At 71.7% G+C, this 25,349-nt stretch carries 26 protein-coding genes and 2 pseudogenes; 9 read left to right on the forward strand and 19 right to left on the reverse strand.

The genetic code is table 11. The annotated features are described in order from the left end of the window. The first annotated feature begins 76 nt into the window (after positions 1-76). A complete protein-coding gene (locus NHL53_RS11865; protein ID WP_433777077.1) occupies positions 77-406 on the forward strand; it encodes a nuclear transport factor 2 family protein in 330 nt (109 codons plus the stop codon). 244 nt (positions 407-650) lie between these two features. Here the strand turns inward: NHL53_RS11865 and NHL53_RS11870 are convergent, their stop codons facing one another. Both NHL53_RS11870 and NHL53_RS11875 read right to left on the reverse strand, forming a co-directional pair. Then, on the reverse strand, positions 651-1,916 hold the full coding sequence (locus NHL53_RS11870; RefSeq protein ID WP_433777078.1) for a heparan-alpha-glucosaminide N-acetyltransferase domain-containing protein: 1,266 nt from the start codon (positions 1,914-1,916) through the stop codon (positions 651-653). A gap of 216 nt (positions 1,917-2,132) precedes the next feature. Next, positions 2,133-2,972 (reverse strand): lysostaphin resistance A-like protein, encoded by an 840-nt coding sequence (locus tag NHL53_RS11875; protein ID WP_433777079.1) that lies wholly within the window; start codon positions 2,970-2,972, stop codon positions 2,133-2,135. Positions 2,973-3,066: 94 nt separating this feature from the next. Here NHL53_RS11875 and NHL53_RS11880 point away from each other — a divergent pair, with 94 nt between their 5' ends. Then, on the forward strand, positions 3,067-3,717 hold the full coding sequence (locus tag NHL53_RS11880) for a TetR family transcriptional regulator (RefSeq protein WP_433777080.1): 651 nt from the start codon (positions 3,067-3,069) through the stop codon (positions 3,715-3,717). Between the two features lie 129 nt (positions 3,718-3,846). Here the strand turns inward: NHL53_RS11880 and NHL53_RS11885 are convergent, their stop codons facing one another. The 6 genes from NHL53_RS11885 to NHL53_RS11910 form a co-directional block, all read right to left on the reverse strand. Continuing rightward, on the reverse strand, positions 3,847-4,494 hold the full coding sequence (locus NHL53_RS11885; RefSeq protein ID WP_433777081.1) for an NAD(P)-dependent oxidoreductase: 648 nt from the start codon (positions 4,492-4,494) through the stop codon (positions 3,847-3,849). A gap of 158 nt (positions 4,495-4,652) precedes the next feature. Continuing rightward, positions 4,653-5,261 carry a dihydrofolate reductase family protein gene (locus NHL53_RS11890; RefSeq protein WP_433777082.1) on the reverse strand — a complete coding sequence of 203 codons (609 nt, stop codon included), beginning with the start codon at positions 5,259-5,261 and terminating at the stop codon, positions 4,653-4,655. Between the two features lie 136 nt (positions 5,262-5,397). Next, a complete protein-coding gene (locus tag NHL53_RS11895; protein ID WP_433777083.1) occupies positions 5,398-6,132 on the reverse strand; it encodes an SDR family NAD(P)-dependent oxidoreductase in 735 nt (244 codons plus the stop codon). A 10-nt stretch (positions 6,133-6,142) separates the two neighbouring features. Next, positions 6,143-6,727: a cysteine hydrolase family protein gene (locus NHL53_RS11900; protein ID WP_433777084.1), complete on the reverse strand. Its 585-nt coding sequence runs from the start codon at positions 6,725-6,727 to the stop codon at positions 6,143-6,145. Beyond that, complete coding sequence (locus tag NHL53_RS11905; protein WP_433777085.1) at positions 6,724-7,404, reverse strand: sugar O-acetyltransferase; 681 nt, start codon at positions 7,402-7,404, stop codon at positions 6,724-6,726. Before NHL53_RS11905 ends, NHL53_RS11900 begins: the two co-directional genes overlap by 4 nt. Before the next feature lie 86 nt (positions 7,405-7,490). Next, complete coding sequence (locus NHL53_RS11910; protein WP_433777086.1) at positions 7,491-7,739, reverse strand: histidine phosphatase family protein; 249 nt, start codon at positions 7,737-7,739, stop codon at positions 7,491-7,493. 268 nt (positions 7,740-8,007) lie between these two features. On the opposite strand from NHL53_RS11910, the gene NHL53_RS11915 reads away from it, so the two are divergent. Genes NHL53_RS11915 through NHL53_RS11940 form a run of 6 tightly spaced genes read left to right on the forward strand, consistent with a single transcriptional unit; the run spans position 8,008 to position 14,946 of the window. Then, positions 8,008-9,090 (forward strand): LacI family DNA-binding transcriptional regulator, encoded by a 1,083-nt coding sequence (locus NHL53_RS11915; RefSeq protein ID WP_433777087.1) that lies wholly within the window; start codon positions 8,008-8,010, stop codon positions 9,088-9,090. Beyond that, positions 9,087-10,712, forward strand: coding sequence for an FAD-dependent oxidoreductase (locus tag NHL53_RS11920; protein WP_433777088.1), 1,626 nt, complete (start codon positions 9,087-9,089; stop codon positions 10,710-10,712). Before NHL53_RS11915 ends, NHL53_RS11920 begins: the two co-directional genes overlap by 4 nt. Positions 10,713-10,754: 42 nt before the next feature. Continuing rightward, on the forward strand, positions 10,755-12,062 hold the full coding sequence (locus tag NHL53_RS11925) for an ABC transporter substrate-binding protein (protein WP_433777089.1): 1,308 nt from the start codon (positions 10,755-10,757) through the stop codon (positions 12,060-12,062). A gap of 4 nt (positions 12,063-12,066) precedes the next feature. Further along, on the forward strand, positions 12,067-13,008 hold the full coding sequence (locus NHL53_RS11930; RefSeq protein ID WP_433777090.1) for a carbohydrate ABC transporter permease: 942 nt from the start codon (positions 12,067-12,069) through the stop codon (positions 13,006-13,008). After that, positions 12,998-13,924, forward strand: a complete 927-nt coding sequence (locus tag NHL53_RS11935) for a carbohydrate ABC transporter permease (RefSeq protein ID WP_433777091.1) — start codon at positions 12,998-13,000, stop codon at positions 13,922-13,924. Before NHL53_RS11930 ends, NHL53_RS11935 begins: the two co-directional genes overlap by 11 nt. 53 nt (positions 13,925-13,977) lie before the next feature. Further along, positions 13,978-14,946, forward strand: a complete 969-nt coding sequence (locus tag NHL53_RS11940) for an acetylxylan esterase (RefSeq protein ID WP_433777092.1) — start codon at positions 13,978-13,980, stop codon at positions 14,944-14,946. A gap of 782 nt (positions 14,947-15,728) precedes the next feature. Here NHL53_RS11940 and NHL53_RS11945 read toward each other — a convergent pair. The 9 genes from NHL53_RS11945 to idi all read right to left on the reverse strand — a co-directional run bounded on the left by NHL53_RS11945 (position 15,729) and on the right by idi (position 24,231). Beyond that, positions 15,729-17,300, reverse strand: coding sequence for an SDR family oxidoreductase (locus tag NHL53_RS11945; RefSeq protein ID WP_433777093.1), 1,572 nt, complete (start codon positions 17,298-17,300; stop codon positions 15,729-15,731). A gap of 110 nt (positions 17,301-17,410) precedes the next feature. Further along, the gene (locus tag NHL53_RS11950; protein ID WP_433777094.1) at positions 17,411-18,616 is read right to left on the reverse strand and encodes a ferrochelatase; all 1,206 of its coding nucleotides are present in this window, start codon (positions 18,614-18,616) and stop codon (positions 17,411-17,413) included. After that, positions 18,613-19,476, reverse strand: coding sequence for a prenyltransferase (locus NHL53_RS11955; RefSeq protein ID WP_433777095.1), 864 nt, complete (start codon positions 19,474-19,476; stop codon positions 18,613-18,615). The genes NHL53_RS11950 and NHL53_RS11955 overlap by 4 nt, the downstream gene beginning before the upstream one ends. Beyond that, complete coding sequence (locus tag NHL53_RS11960; RefSeq protein ID WP_433777096.1) at positions 19,473-19,874, reverse strand: lycopene cyclase domain-containing protein; 402 nt, start codon at positions 19,872-19,874, stop codon at positions 19,473-19,475. The genes NHL53_RS11955 and NHL53_RS11960 overlap by 4 nt, the downstream gene beginning before the upstream one ends. Then, a complete protein-coding gene (locus NHL53_RS11965; RefSeq protein ID WP_433777097.1) occupies positions 19,871-20,212 on the reverse strand; it encodes a lycopene cyclase domain-containing protein in 342 nt (113 codons plus the stop codon). Before NHL53_RS11965 ends, NHL53_RS11960 begins: the two co-directional genes overlap by 4 nt. Continuing rightward, the gene (gene crtI / locus NHL53_RS11970) at positions 20,209-21,756 is read right to left on the reverse strand and encodes a phytoene desaturase family protein (RefSeq protein WP_433777098.1); all 1,548 of its coding nucleotides are present in this window, start codon (positions 21,754-21,756) and stop codon (positions 20,209-20,211) included. Before crtI ends, NHL53_RS11965 begins: the two co-directional genes overlap by 4 nt. After that, entirely contained in the window at positions 21,753-22,625 is an 873-nt protein-coding gene (locus NHL53_RS11975) for a phytoene/squalene synthase family protein (protein WP_433777099.1), read from the reverse strand. Before NHL53_RS11975 ends, crtI begins: the two co-directional genes overlap by 4 nt. Beyond that, positions 22,622-23,665 carry a polyprenyl synthetase family protein gene (locus NHL53_RS11980; protein WP_433777100.1) on the reverse strand — a complete coding sequence of 348 codons (1,044 nt, stop codon included), beginning with the start codon at positions 23,663-23,665 and terminating at the stop codon, positions 22,622-22,624. Before NHL53_RS11980 ends, NHL53_RS11975 begins: the two co-directional genes overlap by 4 nt. Then, entirely contained in the window at positions 23,662-24,231 is a 570-nt protein-coding gene (idi, locus tag NHL53_RS11985) for an isopentenyl-diphosphate Delta-isomerase (RefSeq protein WP_433777101.1), read from the reverse strand. Before idi ends, NHL53_RS11980 begins: the two co-directional genes overlap by 4 nt. A gap of 120 nt (positions 24,232-24,351) precedes the next feature. Between idi and NHL53_RS11990 the strand changes: the two genes are divergently transcribed. Next, positions 24,352-24,891 carry a MarR family winged helix-turn-helix transcriptional regulator gene (locus NHL53_RS11990; RefSeq protein WP_433777102.1) on the forward strand — a complete coding sequence of 180 codons (540 nt, stop codon included), beginning with the start codon at positions 24,352-24,354 and terminating at the stop codon, positions 24,889-24,891. On the opposite strand, the pseudogene NHL53_RS11995 reads toward NHL53_RS11990, so the two are convergent. Together NHL53_RS11995 and NHL53_RS12000 are read right to left on the reverse strand one after the other, a co-directional pair. Beyond that, a pseudogene (locus tag NHL53_RS11995) lies at positions 24,888-24,995 on the reverse strand (IS481 family transposase); the annotation flags it as partial. The gene NHL53_RS11990 and the pseudogene NHL53_RS11995 sit on opposite strands and share 4 nt — an antisense overlap. A gap of 146 nt (positions 24,996-25,141) precedes the next feature. After that, positions 25,142-25,349, reverse strand: a pseudogene (locus tag NHL53_RS12000) (IS3 family transposase); the annotation flags it as partial.

Consider the following 25,349-nt stretch of genomic DNA (forward strand, 5'->3'; position numbering starts at 1 on the left):
ATGCCCTCCCGGAGCGGCTGCGCCGCGCGTATCGTCGGCCGCGGATCCCGTTCCCGTACAGCCCGTGGAGAAGATCATGACGAACCCGACCGCCCCGGAGCCCGTCGGCTCCTTCATCGACGCCGTCAACCGACACGACGAATCCGCGTTCCTCGACGCCTTCGGGCCCGAGGGATCCGTCGACGACTGGGGCCGGATCTTCACGGGACGCGAGCAGATCAAGGCGTGGAGCGACGTCGAGTTCATCGGCGCGCACGGCACGCTCTCCGTCGAGGAGGTCTCCTCGGAGGGCGGCGAGGTGGTCGTGGTCGGCGACTGGCGAAGCGGCCACGCCAATGGGCGCAGCCGCTTCGCCTTCCGCACCGACGGGGATCGGATCGAGCGGATGACCATCCGAGAAGGGTGACCCTGCGGGGTCGCCCGGCCGAGGAGAGCGAGCCCCTCGACGGAATCCGACGACGCCTCCCCGAGCATCTCGAGATCTCGCCGCAGTCGCCCGGATCCCCCAGGACCCCCAGACGCTCAACCGATTTCGAGACGCTCAGCGGCGGGCGCGGGGATCCACTGCACCCCACCCGAGCCCCTCGACATCACGCCACAGCCACCCAGATCGCCCGGGATCCCCAGATGCTCGGCGCCTCTCGAGACGCTCAGCGCTGAGCTCGGCGCGCGAGGATCCGACCTGACCAGCTGACGAGGGTCTCGAGGGGGCCGCGCCGGTCGAGCGCCAGGAGGATCGCGCCGATGAGCACCGCGCCGGCGACGTGGAGCGCCCAGAGCGGGCCGCTCGAGACGTACCAGGGCAGGGATCCGCTCTCGAGGTCGGCGGTCGCGAACGCGATGAGGGCGCCGACGCCCGCCGCGATCACGTGCACCGCGTAGACCGTGAGCGGCGCGGCACCCGCGCGGCGGATCGGCTCGAGAAGACGGCGCGCGGATCCGCCGAGGAGGGTCGCGAGCGCGAGGCAGGCTCCGACGACGGCGAGCGCCGTGCCCGTCGTGATGGCGAGGTCGACGGTCGTGCCCGTGTGCGGGCCGGGCGAGGCCAGCCACCAGAGGCTGCCCGCCGGGGCCGCGCCCATGCCGCTGCCGAAGAAGAGCGTGCGCACGAGCTCCGGATCCCCCATGCCGAGATCGCGGTCGATCTCCGCCAGGCCACCGAACGGCCCCGCGAGAAGCGCGCTCGCGCCCCAGCCGGCGGCCGCGAGCACGACGCCGACGCCGACGAGCCGCGCGCCCAGGCGCCGGAGCGCCGTCGCGTCGGCCGCGGCGATCACGAGCCGGCCGACGACCATGCCGACGAGGGCATATACGATCCACGTCGGCACCGGGTAGACGCCGGTGAGGAACAGGCCGCGGGCGAACGAGACGGGCTCCGCGAAGCTGAGCCAGTTCGCGCTGCCGAGCTCGAACGGCTGCTCCAGGCCCGCCCGCAGCCACGACGACGCGAACGGCCAGGCGACGGCGAGCGCGCCCGCCGTAACGAGCAGGGCGGTGCTCGACCAGCGCAGGAGGGGGATCGCGACCCAGAACATCACGCCGTAGTAGACGAGGATGACGACGATGCCGCTGGGGCTCAGCCCGAGCGTCAGGCCGAGGAGGATCAGCGCGGCGCCGCGGCCGAAGACGTTCCACCGTGCCGCTCCCACCCGGCTCGCCGCGAGGTCCGCCCGGGTCGTGAGCACGATCCCGACGCCCGCCAGCAGCGCGAACAGCGCCGACGCCTTCCCCGCGACGAGGGGTTCGAGGGGCCCCGGCGAGCCGTCGGGGCCGGTGGCCCAGACGTGGGCGGCCATCATGCCGGTCAGCGCGAGGAAGCGGGCGAAGTCGAGGCCCGCGATGCGCGGGCGCGGAGGTGCCGGGTGCGTCGAGCGCTCGTGCGCGAGCGGGCTCTGCCGGGTCGTCGTCTCATCCATCGCCCTTCACGCTACGGACGCGCGGCGGCGGGCGGATCCGCCCGGAGGATGACCGGGGTCGGCCTGCGGGTGTATTCGGGGGATCGGGCGCCGTCCGGGATCGGAGCACAGCGCCTCAGAAGTACTCGGTGCTCATGACGTTCACCCTCACCGTGCGGTCGCCGTCGTCGGAGCTCACGCTATCCGATCGCCGCTCCCGGCCACGGGGAGCGGGCGTCAGTGGCGACCGCGCAGAGCGAGCCGCCACACGAGCCCCGCGGCGGCGAGCCACAGGATCCAGCCGATCGCCTCGCTCAGCCAGTCGACGCCGTCGGTGGACGCGACCGACTGCGTGAGGAAGACGCGGACGCTGTTGAGCGCGCCGTGCACGACCACGGCCGGCCAGACCGATCCCGACCACAGCCGCAGCGCCACGAGGAAGGGCGCCCACGACCCGATCGCGAGGAGGTAGGCGACGCCGACCTCGGCTCCTCCGTCGCCGACGATGAGCGGGATCGCCGGCAGATGCCAGATCATCCACGCGCCCGCCGAGAAGGCCGAGATGCCCCAGAAGCCGAAGCCGCGCATCCGCGAGACCAGCCAGCCTCGCCAGCCGAGCTCCTCCCCGATCGCGAAGACGCACTGCAGGGCCCACAGGACGGGAACGGCGAGCGCCGCCGCGCGCACCGCCCCTCCCGCGGCGGCCACGGCGCCGTTCGCCAGCCCCACGCCGAGCTGCGCGAGCCCGATCACCACGACCGCGGCGACGCCGACGCCGATCGCTCGCCACGAGCGGCCCCAGCGCAGCGCGAACTGTTCCGAGAATCCTCCGGGGCGGACGATCGCGAAGAGCAGGGCCGCCGCGACGAACGGCGTCAGCTGCGCCGCGGGCACCAGCAGGCCGACCATCTCATCCGCCCCGGTCAGGATCGCGGGTGACGCGACGCCGAGGCACAGGAGCGTCGCGAGGAGCAGGTGGATCAGGCTCTCGCCGACGCGTCGGGGCGAAGTGCCGCCTGTCCGGGCCCGCCCGTCGGATGCCGTCGGCTCCGTCTCGGTCATCCGCGTGTGGTTCATGTCTCCCGCCCCGTCGTCTCGTCGCGCGGCTCGCTGCCGCGCCCCGTCTATTTATACAATGTACAAATAGACGGGGCGTTCGTAAACTGGGGGCGTGAACTCTCCCGCGCACTCCGCCCCTGCCGAGCAGGAGGGCCCGCCCGCGCGCCGGGGGCCGCGCGGCGACATCAGCCGCGAGCGCATCCTGCGCGCCGCCGACGCGCTCCTCCGCGAACGCGGATCCCTCGACGGGATCGCGCTGCGGGCCGTCGCGGCGCAGGTGGGCGTCGCGGCGAACGCGATCTACACCTACTTCCCGTCGCTGCGGGCGATCTGGCACGACCTCGGCGACGAGCGCCTCGGCGCCCTGCACCCCGCCGACCTCGTCGACCTCCCGTGTCGGCACTGCGCGCTGACGCTCCTCTCCGAGCGCGCCCGCGAGATGGCGGAGATCCCCGGCACGCTGTCGCTCCTGCGGGCGCAGCCGATCCTCGGCCCGCACTCGTTCCGCCTCAGCGAGACGATCATGACGCTGACCGCCGACGCCGTCGTCGATCCCCGCGACGCCCACGACCTCATCGTCGGCTGGTTCTACGGCAGCTCCGTGCTCTCGGCGGAGGGGTGGACGAGGGGAACCGACCGGATCAGGGCCGACGCCGATCTCGCCGACTTCCCCCGCATCGCCGCGCGCGCGGAGCCTCGCCCCGCGGCGCAGTGGGAGGCGATCCTGCGCGGCCTGGGGATCGCGTGCGCCCGCGGGGCGTGAGCGGATCCGCTCTCCCACGACCCGACGCACCGGCGCACCGCGGCCGCGGATGCTCGCGGGGCTCTCGATGACGAACGGCGGCGCACAGGGAGGGCGATCTCGAGGCGCTCGGCGCGATGCCGGTGGCGCTCAGTGCGCGAGGTTCACCTGCGCGCGGTGGTGGTCGCCCGATTCGATGAGGTCAACGAACCCCTGCGCGTAGTCGGGTGCCGAGATCGCGCCGCCGGTCTCCGGATCCACGGCGACGTCGCCGCCGAGCCGATACGTGCCGAGCGTCTCGCCGGGGGCGAAGGATCCGAACCCCTGCGCGGGGCTGACGAACACCCAGTCGAGGGACTCGGGCGTCGCGGGGAGATCCTCGATGATCAGGGCGGCGCCGGCCTGCACCTCGTCGCGGATCGCGTCGGGAACGCCGCTCGGATCCTCGATGAACCGCGGCTCGCCGGGGGCGGGGCGCAGCGACGAGAAGCCGCCGACGACGAACAGCCGCGCGTGCTCGGCGTCCGCGAGGCGGGCGATGGCGCGCGTCACCGCGCGGAAGCGCCCGGTCAGCGGCCCGCGCGGGGCGAGGGCGGACACCACGATGTCCGCGCCGGCGATGACGGAGGCCAGCGTCGCGTCATCGGTCACGTCGCCCTGCACGTAGCTCACGCCGACGCGGGGCTCCTCGGGCGCCGATCGGCTCACTGCCGTGACCTCGTGGCCGCGCTGGGCGGCTTCCGCGGCGATCGCGGATCCCGCGTATCCGGTTCCTCCGATGACGACGACGTGAGACATGAGGGCCTTTCTCGAGAAGGGCGTCCGGCCGACCGGCCGGAGCTGGTGTCAGCGTAAGCACAATCTCGACGTGCGGGGGCGGAAAGCGACGAGGCGCACATGCTGGTCGCAGGGAGGGCACGCGGACAGGGATCCGGCCCATCGATCCCCGCGCCACGTCAGCCCACGACGCGGCGGTACCGGATGTGGGCCGCCAGCGGCGAGTGCAGCGCCTCGACGGGCTCGAATCCGAAGCTCCCGACCCCGTCGAAGAGGCGCTCGCCGGCGCCGAGGAGCACCGGGGCGACATCGAGCACCAGCTCGTCGATCACGTCGGCGGCGAGCGCCTGACGCACGGTGGATGCCCCGCCGGCGATGTCGACGCCACGGCCGTCCGCAGCGGCGACGGCCTGCGCATACGCCGCGTCGAACCCGTCGGTCACGAAGTGGAACGTCGAGCCGCCGCGCATCTCGATCGGCTCCTGCGGGTAGTGCGTGAGCACGAAGACGGGCGCGCGGTACGGGGGCTCCTCGCCCCACCAGCCGCGCCAGTCCTCCTCCCACTCTCCGCGGATCGGACCGAACATGTTGCGCCCCATCACGTAGGCGCCGCGGGGTCGCATGAGCCACGATTCGGCGAGGCGATCGGCGTCGTTCGCGCACGGGTCGCCCATGTGCCAGGGGTGCAGCTCCCGACCGCGGATGCCGAGCCCGTCGGCGAGGCTCTGTTCGGGGCCCGCGACGTAGCCGTCGAGCGAGATGGACATGTGGCAGGTGGTGTCGGTCATCGTCTCTTCCTGATCTCGACCGGACGGCCGCGGGTGACGCGCGTCGATCCGTCGAGCTCAACATATTCCCCGAGAGGAAGATGAGCGAGAGGGCGGGCGGGATCTCCCCGCACGACTCGATTCGGAGGCGTCCCGTTCAGGCCCCGCCCGCGACGAGGATCGTGGTTCCCGAGACGTAGCTCGCGCCCTCCGACAGAGCGAACGCGACGGCCGCCGCGACCTCCTCCGGCTGCCCGATGCGCCCGGACGGGTGGCTCTTGGCCGCGCGCCGCGGGCGCTCGGGGTCGCCTGCGTCGGCGTGGATGTCCGTCTCGATGACGCCGGGGGCGACGCCGACCACGCGGATCCCGCGCGGCGCGACCTCGCGCGCGAGACCCGTCGTGAGCGCGTCGACGCCCGCCTTCGCCGCCGCGTAATGCACGTACTCTCCGGGGGATCCCGTCCTCGCCGCCCGCGAGGAGATGTTCACGAGCACGCCGCCCGCGCGGAGGTCGCGAACGGCGCGACGCGCCACGAGGATCGCCGAGGTCAGGTTGAGATCGATCACGCGGCGGATCGTCTCGACCGGCGTCTCCGCCAGCGGCGCGATGTGCATCGTGGCGCCCGCGTTGTTCACGACGCCGTCGAGCGATCCCGCCCACGCGATCGCCTCGTCGAAGAGCCGATCGATGCCGGCGTCGTCCGTGAGGTCGGATCGCACCGTCAGGCACCGCGCGCCGAGGTCGCGCACGCGCGAGGCCGTCTCCGCGGCGGCGTCCTCATCCGACGCGTAGCCGAGCACGAGGTCGCATCCCGCGGCCGCGAGATCCCGGGCGCAGGCGCGCCCGATCCCCCGCGTGCCGCCGGTGATGAGGACTGTCCGGGCCGCCATGCCGCCCAGGTTAGCGAGCATCGGCGATCGCCGCGGTGGTGACGACCGCGGCGAACTCGCCGTGCAGGTTTGCCGCGGTGACCGCGGAGAGGAGCGCGGCGGGGATCATCGTGCCGTCGAGGCCGGGACGGTCGAAGGTGTGCGTGGCGTCGATGACGAAGGTGGTGTCGTATCCGAGGTTCCCGGCGACGCGAGCGGTCGTCTCGCAGCAGTGGTTCGTGGTGATCCCGCAGATCACGACCTCTCCGATGCGCTCGCGCTGAAGCCAGGCGTGCAGGTCGGGGGTGCCGTGGAAGCTCGAGTTCACGGTCTTGCGGACCAGCAGGTCGGGCTCGCCGGTGAGGACGTGCGCGAAGGCGTTCCCGGGGGATCCGGCCGCGAGCGGCGACGCCGGATCGTCCGAGTCGTGCCTCACGAACACGATCGGCCAGGCCCGCTCGCGCCAGAGCGCGATGAGGGCGGCGATGTTCTCCTCGCACGCCGGGTTGTCGCGCGCGCCCCAGAAGCCGGCGTCGTCGAAGCCGCGCTGGACGTCGACCACGATCAGGGCGGGGCGGTCGAAGCCGCGCATGGGCGCGGCGGCGGGCGCCGTCATCGCTCGGTCCACGACGCGATCGGGAAGTCGATCTCCCGATCCCGCCAGAAGAAGGCGCGGTCGCGGTCGCCGATCTCCCGCACCACCCGGCAGGGCGCGCCCATCGCGACGACGTCGGCGGGCACGTCGCGGGTCACGACGCTGCCCGCGCCGATGACCGAGCGCGCCCCGATCGTGACGCCCGGCATGATCTGCACGCCGGAGCCGATCCACACGCCGTCCTCGATCGTCACGGGGCGGTTGAACTGCGCGCCGCCGACCCGCAGCTCGGGGAGGACCGGGTGCCCGGCGGTCGTGACGACCACCCCGGGGCCGAACATGACATCGTCGCCGATGCGGATCGGGCCGTCGTCGACGAGCGTCAGGTTGAAGTTGGCGTAGACGCGGCTGCCCAGGCGGACGTTGCGCCCGCCCCAGTTCGCGTGGAACGGCGGCTCGAGATGGCATCCGTCGCCCACCGCAGCGAACATGCGGCGCATCAGCTCCTGCCGCTCCGCGGACTGCGACGGACGGGTCGCGTTGTACTCCCAGAGCAGTTCGAGCGCCTCGTTCTGCGCCTCCGCGAGGTCGGGGTGACCCGGGTCGTAGATCAGCCCGGCCTCCATGCGCGCGCTGTTCACCTCGCCGTCGCGGAAGTCGACGGGATCGGTCGCACCGGCATCCGCGTGAGGGTCCATGGGGCCATCCTCTCCATCGCGGGAGGGGCCGGGCGCGCGCGGCGGGGCCTCCTGCGGATTCGGTCCGGCCCGCGCAGGCGCTCGCATCACACACGCGGCCCCGCGGGGAAGCCCGTCCAGCGGAGGTCGGGGCGGAGGTGGCTCATGTCGTTGTACATGCGGATGCTCGGCGGGATCCCGGGACGATACTCGATGACGGTGAGCGCCGCGTTGGCGCTGCTGAGGCCGAGCCACCGCGCGGGTGGCGCGCCGAGGGCGTCGCGGATGAGCCAGGCGATGGGAGAGGTGTGCGTGATGAGCACCTCGTGGAGGTCCTCCTCCCCGTCGGGGGCCATGGCGAGCGAGCGGTCAGGCGCCGGGCGGTCTCGTGACCGGCGAGGGCCTCCTCGCGGTCGTATCCGTCGAAGAACGGCCTCCACGCCTCCGGGGTCTCGTCGGGGGCGGGGACCCGGGGCACGTGGTCGATGAGCTCGGGCGCCTCGGCGAGGATCGCGCCCGGCAAATAATGCGCATTATCACCTTGCCAGCCCACGACACGGCGTCGCAGACTCGGTGAGCAGCGGGCGCCCCGGACCCGCCTGGCGAACCGGTCGAGGAGGATCGATGCCACGCCACCGCTTCACCCAAGCCGACGTCGCGGCCATGGCCGGCGTGAGCCAGTCCACCGTCAGCTTCGTGCTCAACGGCAGCGCCCCCTCCGGCGTCCGCATCTCGGAGGAGACCCGCAATCGCGTCCTCGAAGCGATCCGGATCACCGGCTACTCCGCGAATCCGGTCGCCCAGCGCCTCGCCGGGGGCCGCAACCAGATCCTCGGCGTCTTCACCTACGAGAAGACCTTCCCCCGCGGCGACCGCGACTTCTACGGCGGATTCCTGAACGGCATCGAGCACGCCGCCGAACGACTCGGCGTCGACATGCTGCTGTTCACCTCCGCGCGGGTCGTCGATGGCCGCCGCCGCCTCACCCGCGACGGCTGGAAGCGGCTCGGCATCGCTGACGGGTGCCTGCTGCTCGGCCAGCAGGAGGATCAGGGCGAGCTGCAGCACCTGCTCGACACCAACTACCCCTTCGTCTTCATCGGCAAGCGCACCAGCAAGGGACACCGCCTCCCCTACGTGGGCGCCGACTACGTCGAGGCGACCGCCCGCCAGGTCGTGCGTCTCATCGGCCTCGGTCACACGCGCATCGGCTACGTCGGCCCGCGGAGCGCCGACCAGCCGACCCTCGACCGCATCGAGGGCTTCACCCGGGCGATGCGCGAGCACGGTGTGCCGCCGCGTTTCGTCGACATGCACGATGTGGAGACCACCGCCGCCGAGATCGTCGAGCGACGCCTGACCGGCGTTCTGGTCGCGCCCGAGCACTCCCCCGAGGAGCTCGCCGACGCGCTCGAGGAGCGCGGGCTGCGGATACCGGAAGACGTGTCTCTGCTGCTGCTCGGGCAGCCGCACCATTCCCGGCGCGGCGGACGCCCCTGGTCGGGCTTCGTGGTGCCCCGCGAGGAGATGGGGGCGCGAGCGCTCGTCCTGCTCTCCCGCATCGTCGACGAGGAGGCCGGCCCGCAGAAGCCGCCGCGCGAGAGTCTCGACGAGGCCGACCTGCGCCAGGTGCTCCCCTGTCCCGACATCGAGGGCGCCTCCCTGTCCGCCGTCCCAGCCATCACTCCCGGAAGGACCCATCCGTGACCACGCAGCATCTGACGACCGACGTCCTCATCGTCGGGGCGGGTCTCGGCGGCGTCGCCGCCGCCCTCGCCGCCGCCGACCGGGGAGCACGAGTCGTGCTCACCGAGGAGTTCCCCTGGATCGGCGGGCAGCTGACCTCTCAGGCCGTTCCCCCGGACGAGCATCCGTGGGTCGAGGAGTTCGGAGTCACCGCGCGCTACCGCACGCTCCGCGATGGCATCCGCGACGTCTACCGGCGCCGCTACCCGCTGATCGACGCCGCCCGAGACCGCGCCGACCTGAATCCGGGTGCCGGCTGGGTCTCGAAGCTGTGCCATGAGCCGCGCATCGCCGTCGGCGTGCTCGAAGAGATGCTCAACCCGCACCGCTCGACCGGCCGCATCCGCCTGCTCGAGCGCGTCCGCCCCGTCGCGGCGTCCGTCGACGGCGACCGGGTCTCCTCGGTCACTCTGGAGTCCGTGATCGACGGCGTCCGAACCGCCGTCACCGCCGCCTACACGATCGACGCCACCGAGACCGGCGAGCTTCTGCCGCTCACCGGCACGGAGTACGTGACAGGCTTCGAGTCCCGCGGCGAGACCGGGGAGCCCAGCGCCCCGCCGGTCGCGCAGCCGCAGAACGTGCAGGCCTTCAGCATCTGCTTCGCGATCGAGCACGTCGAAGGAGACCACACCATCGAGCGTCCCGCCGACTACGGCTTCTGGCGCGACTACGCTCCCGTCGCGTGGCAGGGCGAGCGGATGCTGTCCTGGCGCGCGCCGAACCCGCGCACTCTCGAGATGAGCGAGCGAGCCTTCTCGCCGAATCCCGGCGACGACGTGCTCGCGGTGGACGCCGACCAGTCCCGCAACGCGGGCGACTCGAACCTCTGGATCTTCCGCCGCATCGCCGCCCGCGACCACTTCGAGCCCGGCTTCTACGACAGCGACATCTGCCTGGTGAACTGGCCCAGCATCGACTACTTCCTCGCCCCCGTGCTCGACGCCGCTCGCGAAGACGAGCTCGCCCACTATGAGCGCGCCCGGCAGCTGAGCCTCTCGATGCTGTACTGGATGCAGACCGAGGCGCCGCGCCCCGACGGCGGCACCGGCTTCCCCGGTCTCCGCCTGCGGCCCGACGTGATGGGCTCCGCAGACGGGCTCGCTCAGGCCCCCTATCACCGCGAGTCGCGCCGCATCCGCGCCCTGACCACGATCACCGAGAACGACGTCTCCTACGCCGTCCGCGGCGACGCGGGAGCGACGCGCTACCGCGACTCGGTGGGCGTGGGCATGTACCGCATCGATCTCCACCCCTCCACCGGCGACGACACCTACATCGACGTCTCCTCGACCCCCTTCGAGATCCCGCTCGGCGCGCTGATCCCGCAGCGGACCGGCAACCTCCTGGCCGCCTGCAAGAACATCGGCACGACGCACATCACGAACGGCTGCTACCGCCTGCACCCCGTGGAGTGGAACATCGGCGAGGCCGCGGGCCACCTGGCCGCGTACTGCCTCGAGACCGGGGAGAGACCGCACTCCGTGCACGCCGACGACCGGCTCCTCGCCGACTACCAGCGCGAACTCGATGCGGCTGGCGTGCAGAGGCGCTGGCCGGAAGGACGGGTGCATGCGTACTGATCCGATCCCGCACGACCCGAGCATCGCCACAAAGGAGTGAGCATGACCACCTCTCAGCCGCGCCGCGCGCGCAAGCCGATCGCCGTCGGCGCCGGAATCGCCGCCGTCGGTCTCGTCCTCGCCGGCTGCTCCGGTTCCCCTGAAGGGACTGACAAGCCCGACGGGCCCGTCTCGCTGCGGATGACCGTCTGGACCGCAGACGAGACCCAGCTGGCGCTGTTCGACGAGATCGCCGACGCGTACATCGCCGAGAACCCGGATCTCGTCAAGGATGTCGCCTTCGAGCCGGTGCCTTTCGAGGACTACACCACCACCCTCACCACCCAGATCGCCGGCGGCAACCCCCCTGATCTGGGCTGGATCCTGGAGAGCTACGCCCCGGAGTTCGTCTCCTCCGGCGCGCTCGTCGACCTCTCCGACGCTCTGGAGGGGGCCGAGGGGTACGAGTACGACGATCTGCTGGAGTCGTCGCTCGCCCTGTGGCAGAAGGACGACGGGCTGTACGCCTACCCGTTCTCGAACAGCCCCTTCGCGATGTTCGTCAACACCGACCAGATCGCCGCGGCCGATCAGCCGAACCCGGCCGATCTCGTGGCATCTGACGAGTGGACCTTCGACGCGGCCCGAGACATCTCTGCGGCGGCCGCCGAGGCCTCCGGCAAGGAGGGCCTGGTCGTGCGCGACTTCGACTACCAGGTCTGGGAGAACCTCGCCAGCGTGTGGGGCGGCTGGGGCGCCTCGCCGTGGAGCGAGGACGGCGCCACGTGCACCCTGTCAGACCCGGAGATGGTCGACGCGATGACCTGGATGCACGATGCTGTGTTCGACGATGGCGCCATGCCCGGCCCGGGCGTGACCGCCGACTTCTTCGCCGGCGACGCCGCGATGACCATCACCCAGATCAGTCGCGCCTCTTCCCTCGACGACTCCTTCGGCTGGGACATCGTGCCGCTGCCCGCCGGTCCGGAGGGCCGGCAGAACGTGATCGGGCAGGCCGGAATCGGCGTGTTCGCGAACTCGGACAACCCCGAGGTCGCCGCCGACTTCCTGGCCCACTTCACCAGCCCCGAGAACGCCGAGAAGCTCGCGACCTACTTCCCGCCACCCCGCGAGTCGCTGCTGAACGCCGAGGTCCTCGCCGAAGGCAACCCGCGCCTGAGCGAGGAGCAGCTGGAGGCCACGGTGATCGAGGGCATCCAGGACGCCGTCACCAAACCGACCCACGTCAGCTTCGCCAAGCTGCAGGAGACGGTGCGCGCCGAGCTGGACGCGCTGTGGACAGCGGACGCCGACGTCGAAGGCGTGCTGACGTCGACCTGCGAGGCGATCACGCCGCTGCTGGAGGGCTGAGCGGATGACCGTCTCCGCCCTTCCGACGGCCGACGCGGCGGAGCGACGGGGCTCGCGTCCCCGCCGCTCCGCCGCCACCAGAAGCGACTGGATCGTGGGGTACACGATGGTCGCGCCGGTCGTCCTCGGTTCGATCGCCTTCGTCATCGCCCCGCTGATCGCGGTGTTCTGGTTCTCGCTGCACGACTGGAACGTGCTGGCGAACACCTTCGTGTTCTCGGGCGCTGACAACTACGAGCGGATGCTGAGCGATCCCGGCCTGCGCAACTCCCTGCTGGTGAGCCTGTGGTTCTCGATCGGTCTGGTCGTGCTGAACGTCACGCTCGCGCTGTTCCTGGCCGTGCTGCTGAACCAGCGCCTGCCCGGCACCACGACCTTCCGCACGTTCTTCTTCTCGCCGGTGATCGTGTCTCTGGTCGCCTGGACGATCGTCTGGAGCTTCCTGCTGCAGGCCGACGGCGGCATCAACGGCTTCCTGAGCCTGCTGAGCATCGAGGGCCCGAACTGGCTGCGCGGGGAGTTCACCGCGATGCTCTCGGTGATCGTCGTGCAGGTGTTCAAGAACGTCGGCCTCAACATGATCCTGTTCCTCGCCGCCCTCCAGGGCGTGCCGGAGGAGATCGGCGAGGCCGCCCGCATCGACGGCGCCGGAGTCTGGCGCCGATTCCGCTCGATCACGCTGCCGATGATCAGCCCGACGATCCTTCTGGTGATGATCCTCACGATCGTCGGCTCGCTGGAGGTGTTCGCGCAGATCGCCGTACTGACCGGAGGCGGGCCGGGCAGCTCCACGACCGTGCTGGTCTACTACCTGTACCAGCAGGCGTTCCGCTTCAATGATTTCGGCTACGCCAGCGCGATCGCGGTGCTGCTGTTCTTCATCGTGCTCGTGCTCACGCTCATCCAGTGGCAGACCCGGAAGAGGTGGGTGTTCCATGAGAACTGACGCTCCCGATCGAGCCGCGACCACGACGCACGCGATCGTCACCGCCGGGTCCGCCCGCGGCCCGCGGCCGACCCGCGAGAAGATCAGGCGCCGCTGGGTGAAGACCGGCCTGATCGTGCTCATGGCCGTGCTCAGCGTCCCCTTCGTCTTCCCGACGCTGTGGATGTTCGCCAGCAGCTTCAAGCCGATGAGCGAGATCCTGCAGAAGGTGCCGACGATCTGGCCGCAGAGCCCCAGCGTCGACGCCTACGGCGAGGTGTTCCGTCTGCAGCCGTTCGCCCAGCAGTACGCGAACAGCGTGTACATCGCCGCCCTCGTGACCGTCGGGACGATGCTCGTCGCGGCGATGGCGGGCTACGCGTTCGCGCGCGTGCGCTTCCCCGGAGCCAACACGCTGTTCCTGGTCGTGCTGGTCGGCCTGCTCGTGCCGAGCGAGGTCACGATCGTGCCGCTGTTCCGCTTCGTGAACAGCCTGGGCCTGATCGACACGCACTGGCCGCTGATCGTCATCCCGATCTTCGGGGCGCCCGCCGTGCTGGCCGTGTTCATCATGCGCCAGTTCTTCCTCGGCCTGCCGACGGAGCTCGAAGAGGCTGGCCGCATGGACGGGCTCGGACGCTGGGGCATCTTCTGGCGGATCGCCTTCCCGCTCTCGCGTCCGGCGCTGGCGGCGGTCGCGATCTTCACCTTCCTGAAGTCCTGGAACCTGTACCTGGAGCCGATCGTCTACCTGTCCAGCAAGGACATGTTCACCCTGCCTCAGGCGCTCACGCAGTACGTCGACGCGTATGGGGGCCCGATGTGGAACGTTCAGCTGGCGGCGACGACGCTCACCGTGGTGCCGGTGCTCGCCGTGTTCCTGATGGCGCAGAGGCAGTTCGTGCAGGGGCTGGCACACACCGGCCTGAAGGGCTGATCCGGGCGGGGCTCGGCCCCGCCTCGCCATCGGGACGATGAGAGGATGCCGCCATGCCCCGATTCGATCTGAGCCCCGCCGAGCTGCGCGCATACCGCCCGGAGGTCGCGGAGCCAGCGGACTTCGACGCCTTCTGGGAGCGCACGCTGCGCGAGTCGCGCGCGCTCGCCGAGCCCGTCCGAGTGCGGCGGGTCGACGGCCCGCTGCGGGTGATCGAGGCCTACGACGTCACGTTCTCCGGCTTCGGCGGAGACCCCGTCGCCGCCTGGCTGACCCTGCCGGCGAACGCAGAGGGGCCGCTGCCCGCGGTCGTGGAGTACATCGGCTACGGCGGCGGCCGCGGCCTGCCGCACGAGCAGCTCGCCTGGGCGGCGTCCGGCTACGCCCACCTGCTGATGGACACCCGCGGCCAGGGGGCGATGTGGGGCACGGGCGGGTCCACGCCCGACCCGCACGGCTCGGCGCCGGCCGTGCCGGGATTCATGACGCGGGGCATCCACTCCCCCGACGACTACTACTACCGCCGCGTGATCGCCGACGCGGTGCTGGCGGTGGACGCCGTCCGCTCGCTCGACCAGGTCGATCCCGCCCGGATCGCCGTCGCCGGCACGAGCCAGGGCGGGGGCCTGGCCATCGCGGCGGCCGGGCTGTGCGAGGGACTCGTCGCCGCGATGCCGAACGTGCCGTTCCTCTGCCATTTCGAGCGCGCCGTCGGCCTGACCGACCGCGAGCCGTACCAGGAGATCGTCCGCTACCTCGCCGTGCACCGCGGTGCCGTCGAGCAGACGCTCTCGACGCTGTCGTACATCGACGGCGTCAACTTCGCCAAGCGGGCGTCCGCACCGGCGCTGTTCTCCGCGGCGATGATGGACCAGACCTGCCCGCCCTCCACCGTCTACGCCGCCCGCAACCACTGGGCCGGCCCCGCCGAGATCGTCGACTACCCCTTCAACGGACACGAGGGCGGGATCGGCGTGCAGTGGCAGCGCCAGGCGGCGTTCCTGGCCGGCGTCCTGGCCTGACCGCCGGGGCGTCGTCGCAGGTCAGCCCAGCCCGCCGATGACGATTGTCGGGGACGGACGGAACGAACGAATCGAACTGTCATTCCAATCTTCGAGCAAGGAGAGAACTCCACGACGAGGATGAACTCGCCAGAGTGCGTGAGTGGGCATTGCGGATACTCACCGAGACGGGCTATCGCACCGATGATGCTGTCCAGGGGCCTCGTATGTGACTTGGCTGCTGCGGGTGAGACCGGCGACGCCGCGCCGCCACGACATCGTTTCAGACACGACGGTGGAGGTGAAGCGACTGCCGAGGGAAAACGTCTGACTGCGCGAGGCCGATGGGATCCTCAAGGCCCCAGTTTATCTCTTCGCGAGGGAAATCGACCGCCTCGATCGATATGAGCCGGGGCATGAATGAGATACCGGGGTCGTTTCAGGGTCGGACTCATTTGTCGCGTCCTGATACAGGCAGTTCACGGGTTGCTCACTTCACGCGGCTATCGCGCTACCCCCAAGTCCGCCGCCTTTCAGTCTGCATTCGCAGGATCCCGCCGCTGGTACCGAAAGTCGCGTTGCTGCCTGCAGAGAACGATGACGTCTACGGTCACCGTAGGACGCACACCCTGGTGCGCCGGAGAGAGTGGCGCACCCGCAGCGACCGGACCAAGCGGCTGGCGAGTGGAGTTATAACGTTAGCGTGGAACGTAAGTTCCTCCCGGTTCGTGAAGGTGCTGCGCTCGACAGCTCCACTTCACAACCCGAGGCCCTCGCTTCTCATAGTCTCCCTGGACATCACATCACGCTGCGTTCTCGGTACCCGCCTTCTCGGCGGTCGAGACGATGCGGCTCACCATGCCGCTGAAGATCAGGCCGTGGAAGGGCAGCATGGCCAGCCAGTAGAGCCGGCCCGCGAGACCGCGCGGGAAGAACACCGCCCGCTGCCAGTACGAGACGCCGTCCGGCGCGTCCTCGATGCCGAGCTCGAGCCAGGCGCTCCCCGGCGTCCACATCTCCGCCCGCAGGCGCAGCAGCCGCCCCGGGTCGACAGCCTCGACGCGCCAGACGTCGATCGCGTCGCCCGCGACCACACGCGAGCGGGTCCGGCGCCCGCGCTGCAGGCCGACGCCTCCGACGATGCGGTCGAGCCAGCCGCGCAGCGCCCAGAGCGCCGATGCCGAGTACCACCCGTTGGCGCCGCCGATCTGCGTGATGACCGACCAGACCGCGTCGCGGTCGGCCGTCGTCCTGCGGGTCCGACGGTCCGTGAAGACGGTGCGGCCGGCCCACTCGGGGTCGCTCGGCAGCGGGTCGCTGGGCGCGCGGGACACCGTCGCGTCGACCCAGCTCGTCTCCACCTGGTCGATCTCGATGCGCCCGAGCGCGAGGCGCACCGACTCGCGGTATCCGGTCAGCCCGTCCGGCGGCGGCGGGATGATCTCGTCGATCGCGTGGTCGGCCATCACGCAGGGGTGCTGCAGTGACTCGACGAGGGGCTGCGCGATCTGCCGCGGCACGGGCGTGACGAGACCCACCCAGTGCGAGGCGAGGCGCGGGGTCAGCACCGGCAGGGCGGCGATCCCGCGCTGGCGGAGCCCGGCCTCGACCGCGTAGCCGTTCATCATCTGCCCGTAGCGCAGCACGTCGGGCCCGCCGATGTCCACCGCGCGGCTCAGCTCGGGGTCGACCCGCGCCGCGGCCAGCAGGTAGTACAGCACGTCGCGCACGGCGATTGGCTGGATGCGGTTGCGCACCCACCTCGGGGCCGGCATGTACGGCAGGACGTCGGTCAGGTGGCGCACCATCTCGAATGATGCGGAGCCCGATCCGATCACCACGCCCGCCTGCAGCACGAGGGCCGGCACTCCCGACGCGAGCAGGATGTCGCCGACCTCGGTGCGCGACGCGAGGTGAGGAGACAGCTCCACACCCTCGGGATGCAGGCCGCCGAGGTACACGATCCTCGAGACGCCGTGCTCGGCCGCGCGCCGGGCGACGTTCTCGGCGATCGTGCGGTCGGTGTCGGCGAAGCCGCGTCCGCTCGTCATGGAGTGCACCAGGTGGTACAGCACGTCGACGTCGGAGGCCGCGCGCCCCATCGCCTCGGCGTCGGCCGCGTCGCCCTCGACGACCTCGACGTCCTCGACCCACGGCAGCGCCGCGATCCGCTGAGACGAGCGGGACAGGACGCGCACCCGGTATCCGCCGTTCAGCAGACGCGGCACGAGCCTGCCGCCGAGGTACCCGGTGGCGCCGAGGACGAGCACGCGCGGCGGCTCGCCGTCGGGTCGTCGCACGGCGCTCAACGCGTCCTCGGCGCCAGTGGGGGCGCTCAGCGCGTCCGCAGGGAAGGACCGCTCGTCGTGGGCCATGTCGCCCACCTCCTCGTCTTGTCACCGTGCTCGCTGGTCTGTCTTGGTCTTCTGCCGCGCCGGAGGCGTCCTGCGGTCCTGTCGTGCCGACCGCCGCCGTCGGTGCGAGGTTACGGCGCGATGCCCGCCGCCGCAGGGCGGAAGCCCGAGCGGACGTTCTCGCAGCACGCGGGCCGGCACACGTCGAACCACGGGCCGTACTCGGTCGCGTGGACGCGCTCCTCGCGCGGAACGGCCGCCATCCGCTCCTCGACCAGATCCACGATGCCGGTGACGAACGTCGGGTCCACGCCCGGGGTGGGGGTGCGGATCGCGCGCATCCCCGCCTCCTCCGCCGCCTCGAGGGCCTCGTTGTCGAGGTCCCACATGACCTCCATGTGGTCGCTGACGAAGCCGATCGGCACGATGGCGACGGTCTTGACCCCCTCGGCCGGCAGCTCGGCGATCCGGTCGCAGATGTCGGGCTCGAGCCACGGCTGCGAGGCGGGGCCCGAGCGCGACTGGTAGACGAGCTCCCACTCGACGTCGGCCATCCGTGCGTCGCGCTGCACGACCCGCTGCATCACCGCCTCCGCGACGGCGCGGTGCTGGGCCTCGTAGGCTCCGCCGTCGCCGAGCCCGAGCTCGCTCGGCCCGGAGCGGCGAGCGTCGTCGATCGGGATGCTGTGCGTGGTGAACAGCACGCGGGGAGCCGCTCCCCCGGCGCCGCGCAGCTCGGCGAGGGCGTCGACCACGCCGGGCACGAACGAGTCGACGAAGCCCGGGTGATCGAAGAACTGGCGGATCTTGTCAATCGTCACCGTTCCGGAGAGGCCGGTGTCGGTGAGCACGCGCGCGAAGTCCTCGCGGTACTGCCGGCAGCTCGAGAACGAGCTGTACGCGCTGGTGGCGAACGCGAGCAGGCGCGGCCGCCCGTCGTCCGCCGCCTCGCGCACCGCGTCGTCGAGGTAGGGCGCCCAGTTGCGGTTGCCCCAGTAGACCGGCAGGTCGATCCCGCGGCGCGCGAGCTCCGCCTCGAGAGCGGCCTTGAGCGCACGGTTCTGCGCGTTGATCGGGCTCACTCCGCCGAAGTGGCGGTAGTGGTGCGCCACCTCCTCCAGGCGCTCGTCGGGGATCCCGCGGCCGCGGGTGACGTTGCGCAGGAAGGGGATGACGTCGTCCTGCCCCTCCGGTCCGCCGAAGCCCGCCAGCAACAGCCCGTCGTAGCGCTGCGGGGCTGTGGCGTAGGGCTCTCCCGCCCGCGTGGCGGGCGAGGCGAACGGGACGACGGTTTCGATGGTGTCCACGGGAGGATCTCCAGGGTCGAGGGCGGTCATGAGGCTGTCTGCATCGCGAAGACGATCAGGAGGATCGTGACGACGAAGCCGCAGACGTAGTTGATCCAGAGGAACCGGCGCCAGCCGGGGTTTGCGCGCCCCGACTCGTCGTCGGCGACGCTCCAGAAGGGGGCGGCGATCCACACGTACGGCAGCGCGAGCAGCGCCGCCCAGGCTCCCGGCGGGCCGGCCGTCAGCATCAGCAGGGCGGCGGCGGTCCACGACGCGATCGCGAGCCGCACGGTCGGTGCGGCGCCGAACGCGGTCGCGATCGACGAGATGCCCGCCGCGCGATCGGGGACGACGTCCTGCACCGCGCCGAACGCGTGGCTCGCGACGCCCCAGAGGAAGAACGCGGCGAGCACGACGAGCAGCCGCGCGTCGAAGTCCCCGCCGGCGAGGGCCACGCCGTAGACGGCGGGGCTCACGAAGTGCACGCTCGACGTGGCCGAGTCGAGCACCGGGATCTCCTTGAAGCGGAACGGAGGCGCCGAGTACGCGACCACCGCGAAGAGGCTGACCGCGAGCACGGCCCACGACAGCGGCGATCCCCAGACGACGAGCAGCGCGACGAACGGCAGGCACGCCACCGCGGCGGCGATCAGAACGGCCCGATGGCGGCTCGGGGGCAGCAGCGCCCCCTCCACCCCACCCTTCCGCGGGTTCGCGAGGTCGGACGCGTGGTCGAACACGTCGTTCACGCCGTACATCGCCAGGTTGTACGGGACGAGGAAGAACAGCGTCCCGACGACGAGCGCGGCGTCGACCTCTCTCGCCGCCAGCAGGTAGGCGGCGGCGAACGGGTAGGCGGTGTTGATCCAGCTCAGCGGACGCGAGGCCATCAGGAGGTCGCGGATCATCGCTCGCCCTCCGCTCGGCGCCCGACGGGCTGCTCGCCGACCGACGGCGCCGGATGCGCGGAGCGCCCCGCGTCCCGCGGTCGTTCCCGTCCCCCGGGACGGATGCGCCGCCAGAGCTCCGGCAGCAGGACGGCGGCCGCCAGCGGGTAGGCGAAGTCCTCGATCGGCGCCGCGCCGACGCGGAGCCCGGAGATGCGGGCGTCGTCGTAGGCGAACAGGCCGGCCGCGATCATCGCGTTGTCGAACACCGCGGTGAGCACGATCAGCGCGCCCGCGGCGAGCGCCTGCGGGGCGAACGGCCGCGAGGGACGGGCCGACGCGGGCGCCGTGAGCCGCAGCAGCACGGCGATCACGAGCGCGGCGGCGAGGAAGGCGGCGCACAGCAGGGCGTAGGTCACGAGCGCTCACCTCGTCCCCGCGACGCGCGCCGGTCGAGCAGGCGGTCGGCGGCGCACGCGAGCACCATCGTCAGCTCGCACAGGAACAGCAGGAAGACCGGCTCTTCGAGCGGCAGCTCGGGAGCGAGCAGGACGCCGGTCATGAAGGACGTCTCCGCGCGGAAGAAGATGCCGAGGCCGATGCCCGCGAGATCCCATGCCAGGAAGAACGCCGTCCCCGCCAGGAGCATCGCGATCGCGCGGAGCGGTGACCTGCCGAGGAAGAGACGGTGGCGCAGGTCGAGCGCGACCACCCCGGCGAGCGACACGAGCAGGCAGCCGAGGTACACGAGGCTCATCGGGGCTCCTCGAGCGGGCCGGCCGAGAGGTCGCCGCGCAGCCTCTTGACGACGAGCTCGGCGCTGATGAGGCACATGGGCAGGCCGATCCCGGGGATGGTCGTCGCCCCCGCGTAGAGCAGGCCGCCGACGCGAGACGACGCGTTGCTGCCGCGCAGCACCGCGCTCTGACGCAGCGTGTGCGCCGGTCCGAGCGCCCCGCCGCGCCACGCGCCGTACTCGCGCTCGAAGTCGGCCGGTCCGATGCTGCGGCGCACGACGATCCGCTCGCGCAGGTCGGGCACGCCCGCCCACGAGGAGATCTGGTCGACCGCCGCGTCCACGGCCCGCTCGACGGCGGGGCTGCCGCCGCTGTCCAGGCCGCCCTCGCCGATGCCGGGATCGGCGGGCACGGGGATGAGCACGAACAGGTTCTCGTGGCCCTCGGGCGCGACGTCGTCGGTGGCGCTCGGCCGGCAGACGTAGATGGACGCCGGGTCGGGGATGTGCGGCCGGGAGCCGTAGATCGCGTCGAAGCCGCGCTCCCAGTCCCGCGTGAAGAAGAGCGTGTGGTGCGCGAGCTCGGGCAGCTCTCCCCGCACTCCGAGGAGCGCGAGCACCGCGCCCGGCCCCGGGTCGCGCGACTCCCACCACGACTCGCGACGACTGCGATGCTCGGGGGCGAGCAGGCGCTGCTCGGTCACGTGCAGGTCGGCGCTCGATACGACGACGTCCGCCGACAGGTGCTCGACGGCGCCGTCGGCGCGCTCCACGTCCACCCCGGTCGCGACTCCCCCGCGGACCGTGATGCGGCGAGCGCGGGTTCCCGTGCGCAGCTCGGCGCCGCGACTCTCGGCGAGCCGCGCGATCGCGTCGATGACCGCGCCGAAGCCGCCGCGCGGATACAGCACGCCCTGCCCGACGTCGAGGTGGCTCATGAGGTGGTACATGCTGGGGGCCGCGGCGGGCGACGTCCCGAGGAAGACCGCGGGGTATCCCAGCACCTGCTGCACGCGGACGTCGTCGGTGTGCCGCCGGATGAAGCGGTCGAGGGGCTCGCCGAGGAGCCGGGCGAGGCGCGGCAGCTTGGCCAGCGTGTCGCGTCCGAGCAGCGGTCGCAGCGACTCGTAGGTGCTGTACAGGAACTTCGACGTCGCGAGGTCGTAGGTCTCGGCGGCCGACGCGAGGTAGGCGTCCAGGCGGTCGGCGGCGGCCGGGTCGAGCGACACGAGCGCGTCGCGGGCGTCGGAGCCGGGCAGGTCGAACGGCTCCGGCTCGGCCTCGAAGTAGACGCGGTACGCGGGGTCGAGGCGCACGAGGTCGAGCTGCTCCGCGGACGAGGTGCCGAGGAGGCGGAAGAAGTGGTCGAACACCTCGGGCATGAGGTACCAGGACGGGCCGGTGTCGAACACGAAGCCGTCGGACGACCAGCGGCCCGCGCGCCCTCCGAGCTCGTCGCGCGCCTCGACGAGGGTGACGTCGTCGCCCTCGCGCGCGAGCAGCGCCGCGGTCGCGAGGCCTGAGATGCCGCCGCCGATGACGACGACGCGCCGCCGCGCGGTCATGCGGGCACCCGCCCGAGCGCGGCGCGGGCGACGAGGCGCAGCTTGACCGCCGTCGGCACCGACACCCGTCGCCGCAGCAGCTCTGCCGCGGGCGTGGCACGCAGCCGCTCGTTCAGCTCGCCGAACAGCGCCGCGGCCGCGGCGGTCGCGCGCCGCGATGCCGGCGGCAGCCGCACGACGGCGCGGGCGGCGACGTCCAGATCCTCGGCGATCTCGTCCACGACACGGTCCTTGTCGGCGTCGGTGAAGCGCCCGGGGTCGACCCCGGGCAGGTACACGCGGCCGAGGCGCTCCACGTCGTCGGCGAGGTCGCGCAGGAAGTTCACCTTCTGGAAGGCGGCGCCGAGACGGCGAGCGCCCTCCTCGAGCTCGTCGTCGAGGCGCAGCCGCGGGTCCTCCGTCGCGAAGGCGCGCAGGCACATCGAGCCGACGACCTCGGCCGAGCCGTGGATGTACCGCCGGTACGCCTGTTCGTCGAGCGCGGGAATCTCGCGCGTGTCCATCCGCATGGACCGGAAGAACGGCCGGAGCAGCTCGGGACCGATGCCGGTCTCCCGCGCGGTGACGGCGAAGGCGTGCACGACCAGGTTCGCGCTGAAGCCATGCTCGATCGCCGAGAGCGTCTCCGCCTCGAGCGCGTCGAGGACCGCGCGCTTGTCGGCGCCACCCATCCCCGCCTCGGTCGCAGGGCCGTCGACGATCTCGTCCGCGACGCGGACGAGGGCGTAGACGTCGGCGACCCGTCCGCGCACCGGTCGCGGGAGCAGGCGGCTCGCGAGGCCGAAGGACGTCGAGTAGGCGCCGATGACGCGCGCCGACGATGCCCGCGCCGTGCGGGTGTAGAGGGCGAGGCCGGTGGGACCGGTCATGCGTCGCGCTCCGCGCACATGCGGCCGATGGCGTGCAGCTCCACTCGCAGCTCCTCGGGCAGGCCAGACGACAGCAGCTCCTGGTCCACCTGGGCCAGCTGCTCGGCGATGAGCTCCTCCACCGCGGCCCGCGCGCCGGATGCGACGATCGCCTGCCGCAGCCGGTCGGCGTCCTCGGCCTCGAGAGACCTGTGGCCCAGCAGGTGCGCCACCTCCTGCCACGCCGGCTCGCGAGAGGCGAAGGCGATGAGCAGCGTGCGCTTGCCCTCGCGCAGGTCGCCCGTCGCGCTCTTGCCCGTGAGCTCCTCCTGCCCGAACACGCCCAGCACGTCGTCTCTCAGCTGATAGATGAGACCGAGCCCCGTGCCGATCCGCGCCAGCGTCTGCGCGGTGGACGCGTCGGCTCCGGCGAGCGCGGCGCCGGCCTGAAGCGGCGCGGCGAACGAGTATGCGGCCGTCTTGCGCTCCATCATCCGCCAGATGTCGCGTGCCTCGGCCGGCACCGTGCCGAGCGCGAAGCCGATGTCGTCGTGCTCACCGGCGGCGGTGAGGAACACCGCGTCGTCGACGATCTCGTGGATCTCCGGACGGGCGGGGCTGTCGATGCGGGCGATCATCGCGTGGACGCCGCTGAGCAGGAGGTCGCCCGCCAGCAGGCCGGACGCGGCTCCCCAGGCGGTCGCCGCCTCGGATCCGATTCCGCTCTCGAGCGCGGTGTCGGCGAACTCGCCGGAGAGGTTGGCGCGCCCGCGGCGGACGAGGTCGCCGTCGAGGACGTCGTCGTGCAGCAGCAGCGCGCTGTGCAGCACCTCGAAGGCCGCCGCGACCGTCACGGCGGACCGGCGGGCGCGCCCGCCCAGCGCGTCGTGCGCGAGCAGCACGAGGCGGGGGCGGAGCCGCTTGCCGCCGCGAGCGGCCTCGGCCGCGCGCCGCCACAGCTGGGCGGTGTGCGAGCCGATCGTCTCCGCGCGCGCGATGCGGGCGGCGAAGTAGCCCTCGATCGCGTCCTCCAGCGCCGGCTCGGTCGTCGTCACGGTCACCGCTCCCCCTCCCGCCGCCATGCGGCCGCCGTGATGTGGCCGTCGGCCGCCGAGAGCTCGCGCGCCTGCAGGACGAGCCACGGGCTGAACGCCCAGGGCGCCGCCTGCAGCGCGGCCGCGAGCTCGTGCGGCTCGACCCAGCGGGCGTCCATGGCCTCCTCGGGGTCGAGCACCTGCGCTCCCACCGCCCGCGCGGTGTAGACGGGGCACACCTCGTTCTCGACGACGCCCGAAGCGTCGACGGCGCGGTAGCGGAAGTCCGGCAGCACGAGGCGCAGATCGGCGATGACGAGTCCCAGCTCGTCCTCCGCTCGCCGGGCCACGGCGTCCGGCACGGGCTCGAACGGCTGCGGGTGACCGCAGAACGCGTTGGTCCAGGTGCCGGGCCACGCCTTCTTGGCGAGCGAGCGGCGCGTCATCAGGACCCTTCCGCTTTCGTCGGTGACGTGGCACGAGAAGGCCAGGTGCAGCGGAGTGTCCGCGTGATGCACGGTGTGCTTGGGGGCAGCGCCGCAGGGTTGCCCCTGCTCGTCCAGCAGGATCACGCGCTCGAGGGTGTCGTCCACTTTGCTCCAGATCTTGATTGCTAGCCAGGCTAGCTACATGATGAGCATAATGTCTAGCCGCTGTCGAGTAATCTCGTACGCATGGCCGAGCGGACACCACGGGGATCGTCGCGCGTTGTGATGCACGACCCGCGCACGATGGACCCGGACGAGGAGCTCGTGCGCCGATCGCATCTTTCCGAAGAGGAACTGGCCCAGGTCGTGGCCGTCCTCGAGGCCATGAGCCGCTGGCGCGCGGCCGAGCGCGCCATGAACGAGGCCTCCCAGCGCTACATGAGGCTCGGCGAGTCGGACATGCACGCGCTCCGCTTCCTCATCGCGGCCCACCGCCAGGGCGTCGTCGTCACGCCTGGCGCCATCGCCGCGCATCTCGGCATCTCGACCGCCTCCACGACGAAGCTCCTCGACCGGCTGGCGGACGGGGGTCACATCCGCAGGCTCCCGCACCCGAGCGACCGGCGGAGCCTCGCCATCGAGGTCACCGACGAGACCCGCCTCTCGGCCCGTGCGAGCGTGGGACGCAGCCACGCCCGCCGCTTCGACGTGGTGGCGGGGCTGACGGCCGAAGAGCGCGAGACCCTGCGCCAGTTCTTCGACTCGCTGGCGGCGACGGCGGACACCGACGATCCGACGTCTGCGCACGACAAGACCCTCCGCTAGATGTGATGTCCAGGCAGGTTGTTGTCGATCCTGCTGATGGGCGGGGCTCCGCTCACGGAGTGGTGCCTGTGATGATCGGAGAAGTGCAGCCAGCCCGGGAGCGCTTTGATTCGCTCTGAGTTTCGTTCCTATCGGGCGGTTTGGGAAACGAGTGTTCCGAAGGGGCTGTTGAGGCCAGCGTTGTAGTCGGCTTCGACCTCGGCGGGAGTGCGCATGTGGGTCTGCTGCATGAGTAGGTGACAGTTATTAGTCACGCCGCGAGGGCGACGTCTTTGGTCATGGTGGTCTCGAACTCGATCGGCGTCAAACGCCCCAGGCGGACTTGCCGTCGTCAACGGTGATAGGTCCTCTCGATCCAGGTCACGATCGCGATGCGTAACTGCTCGCGGGTGGTCCATGAACGCCGGCTGAGGACGTTTTTCTGCAGGAGAGAGAAGAACGATTCCATGGCCGCGTCT

Source organism: Microbacterium sp. gxy059, from assembly GCF_050958665.1.
Lineage (GTDB): Bacteria > Actinomycetota > Actinomycetes > Actinomycetales > Microbacteriaceae > Microbacterium.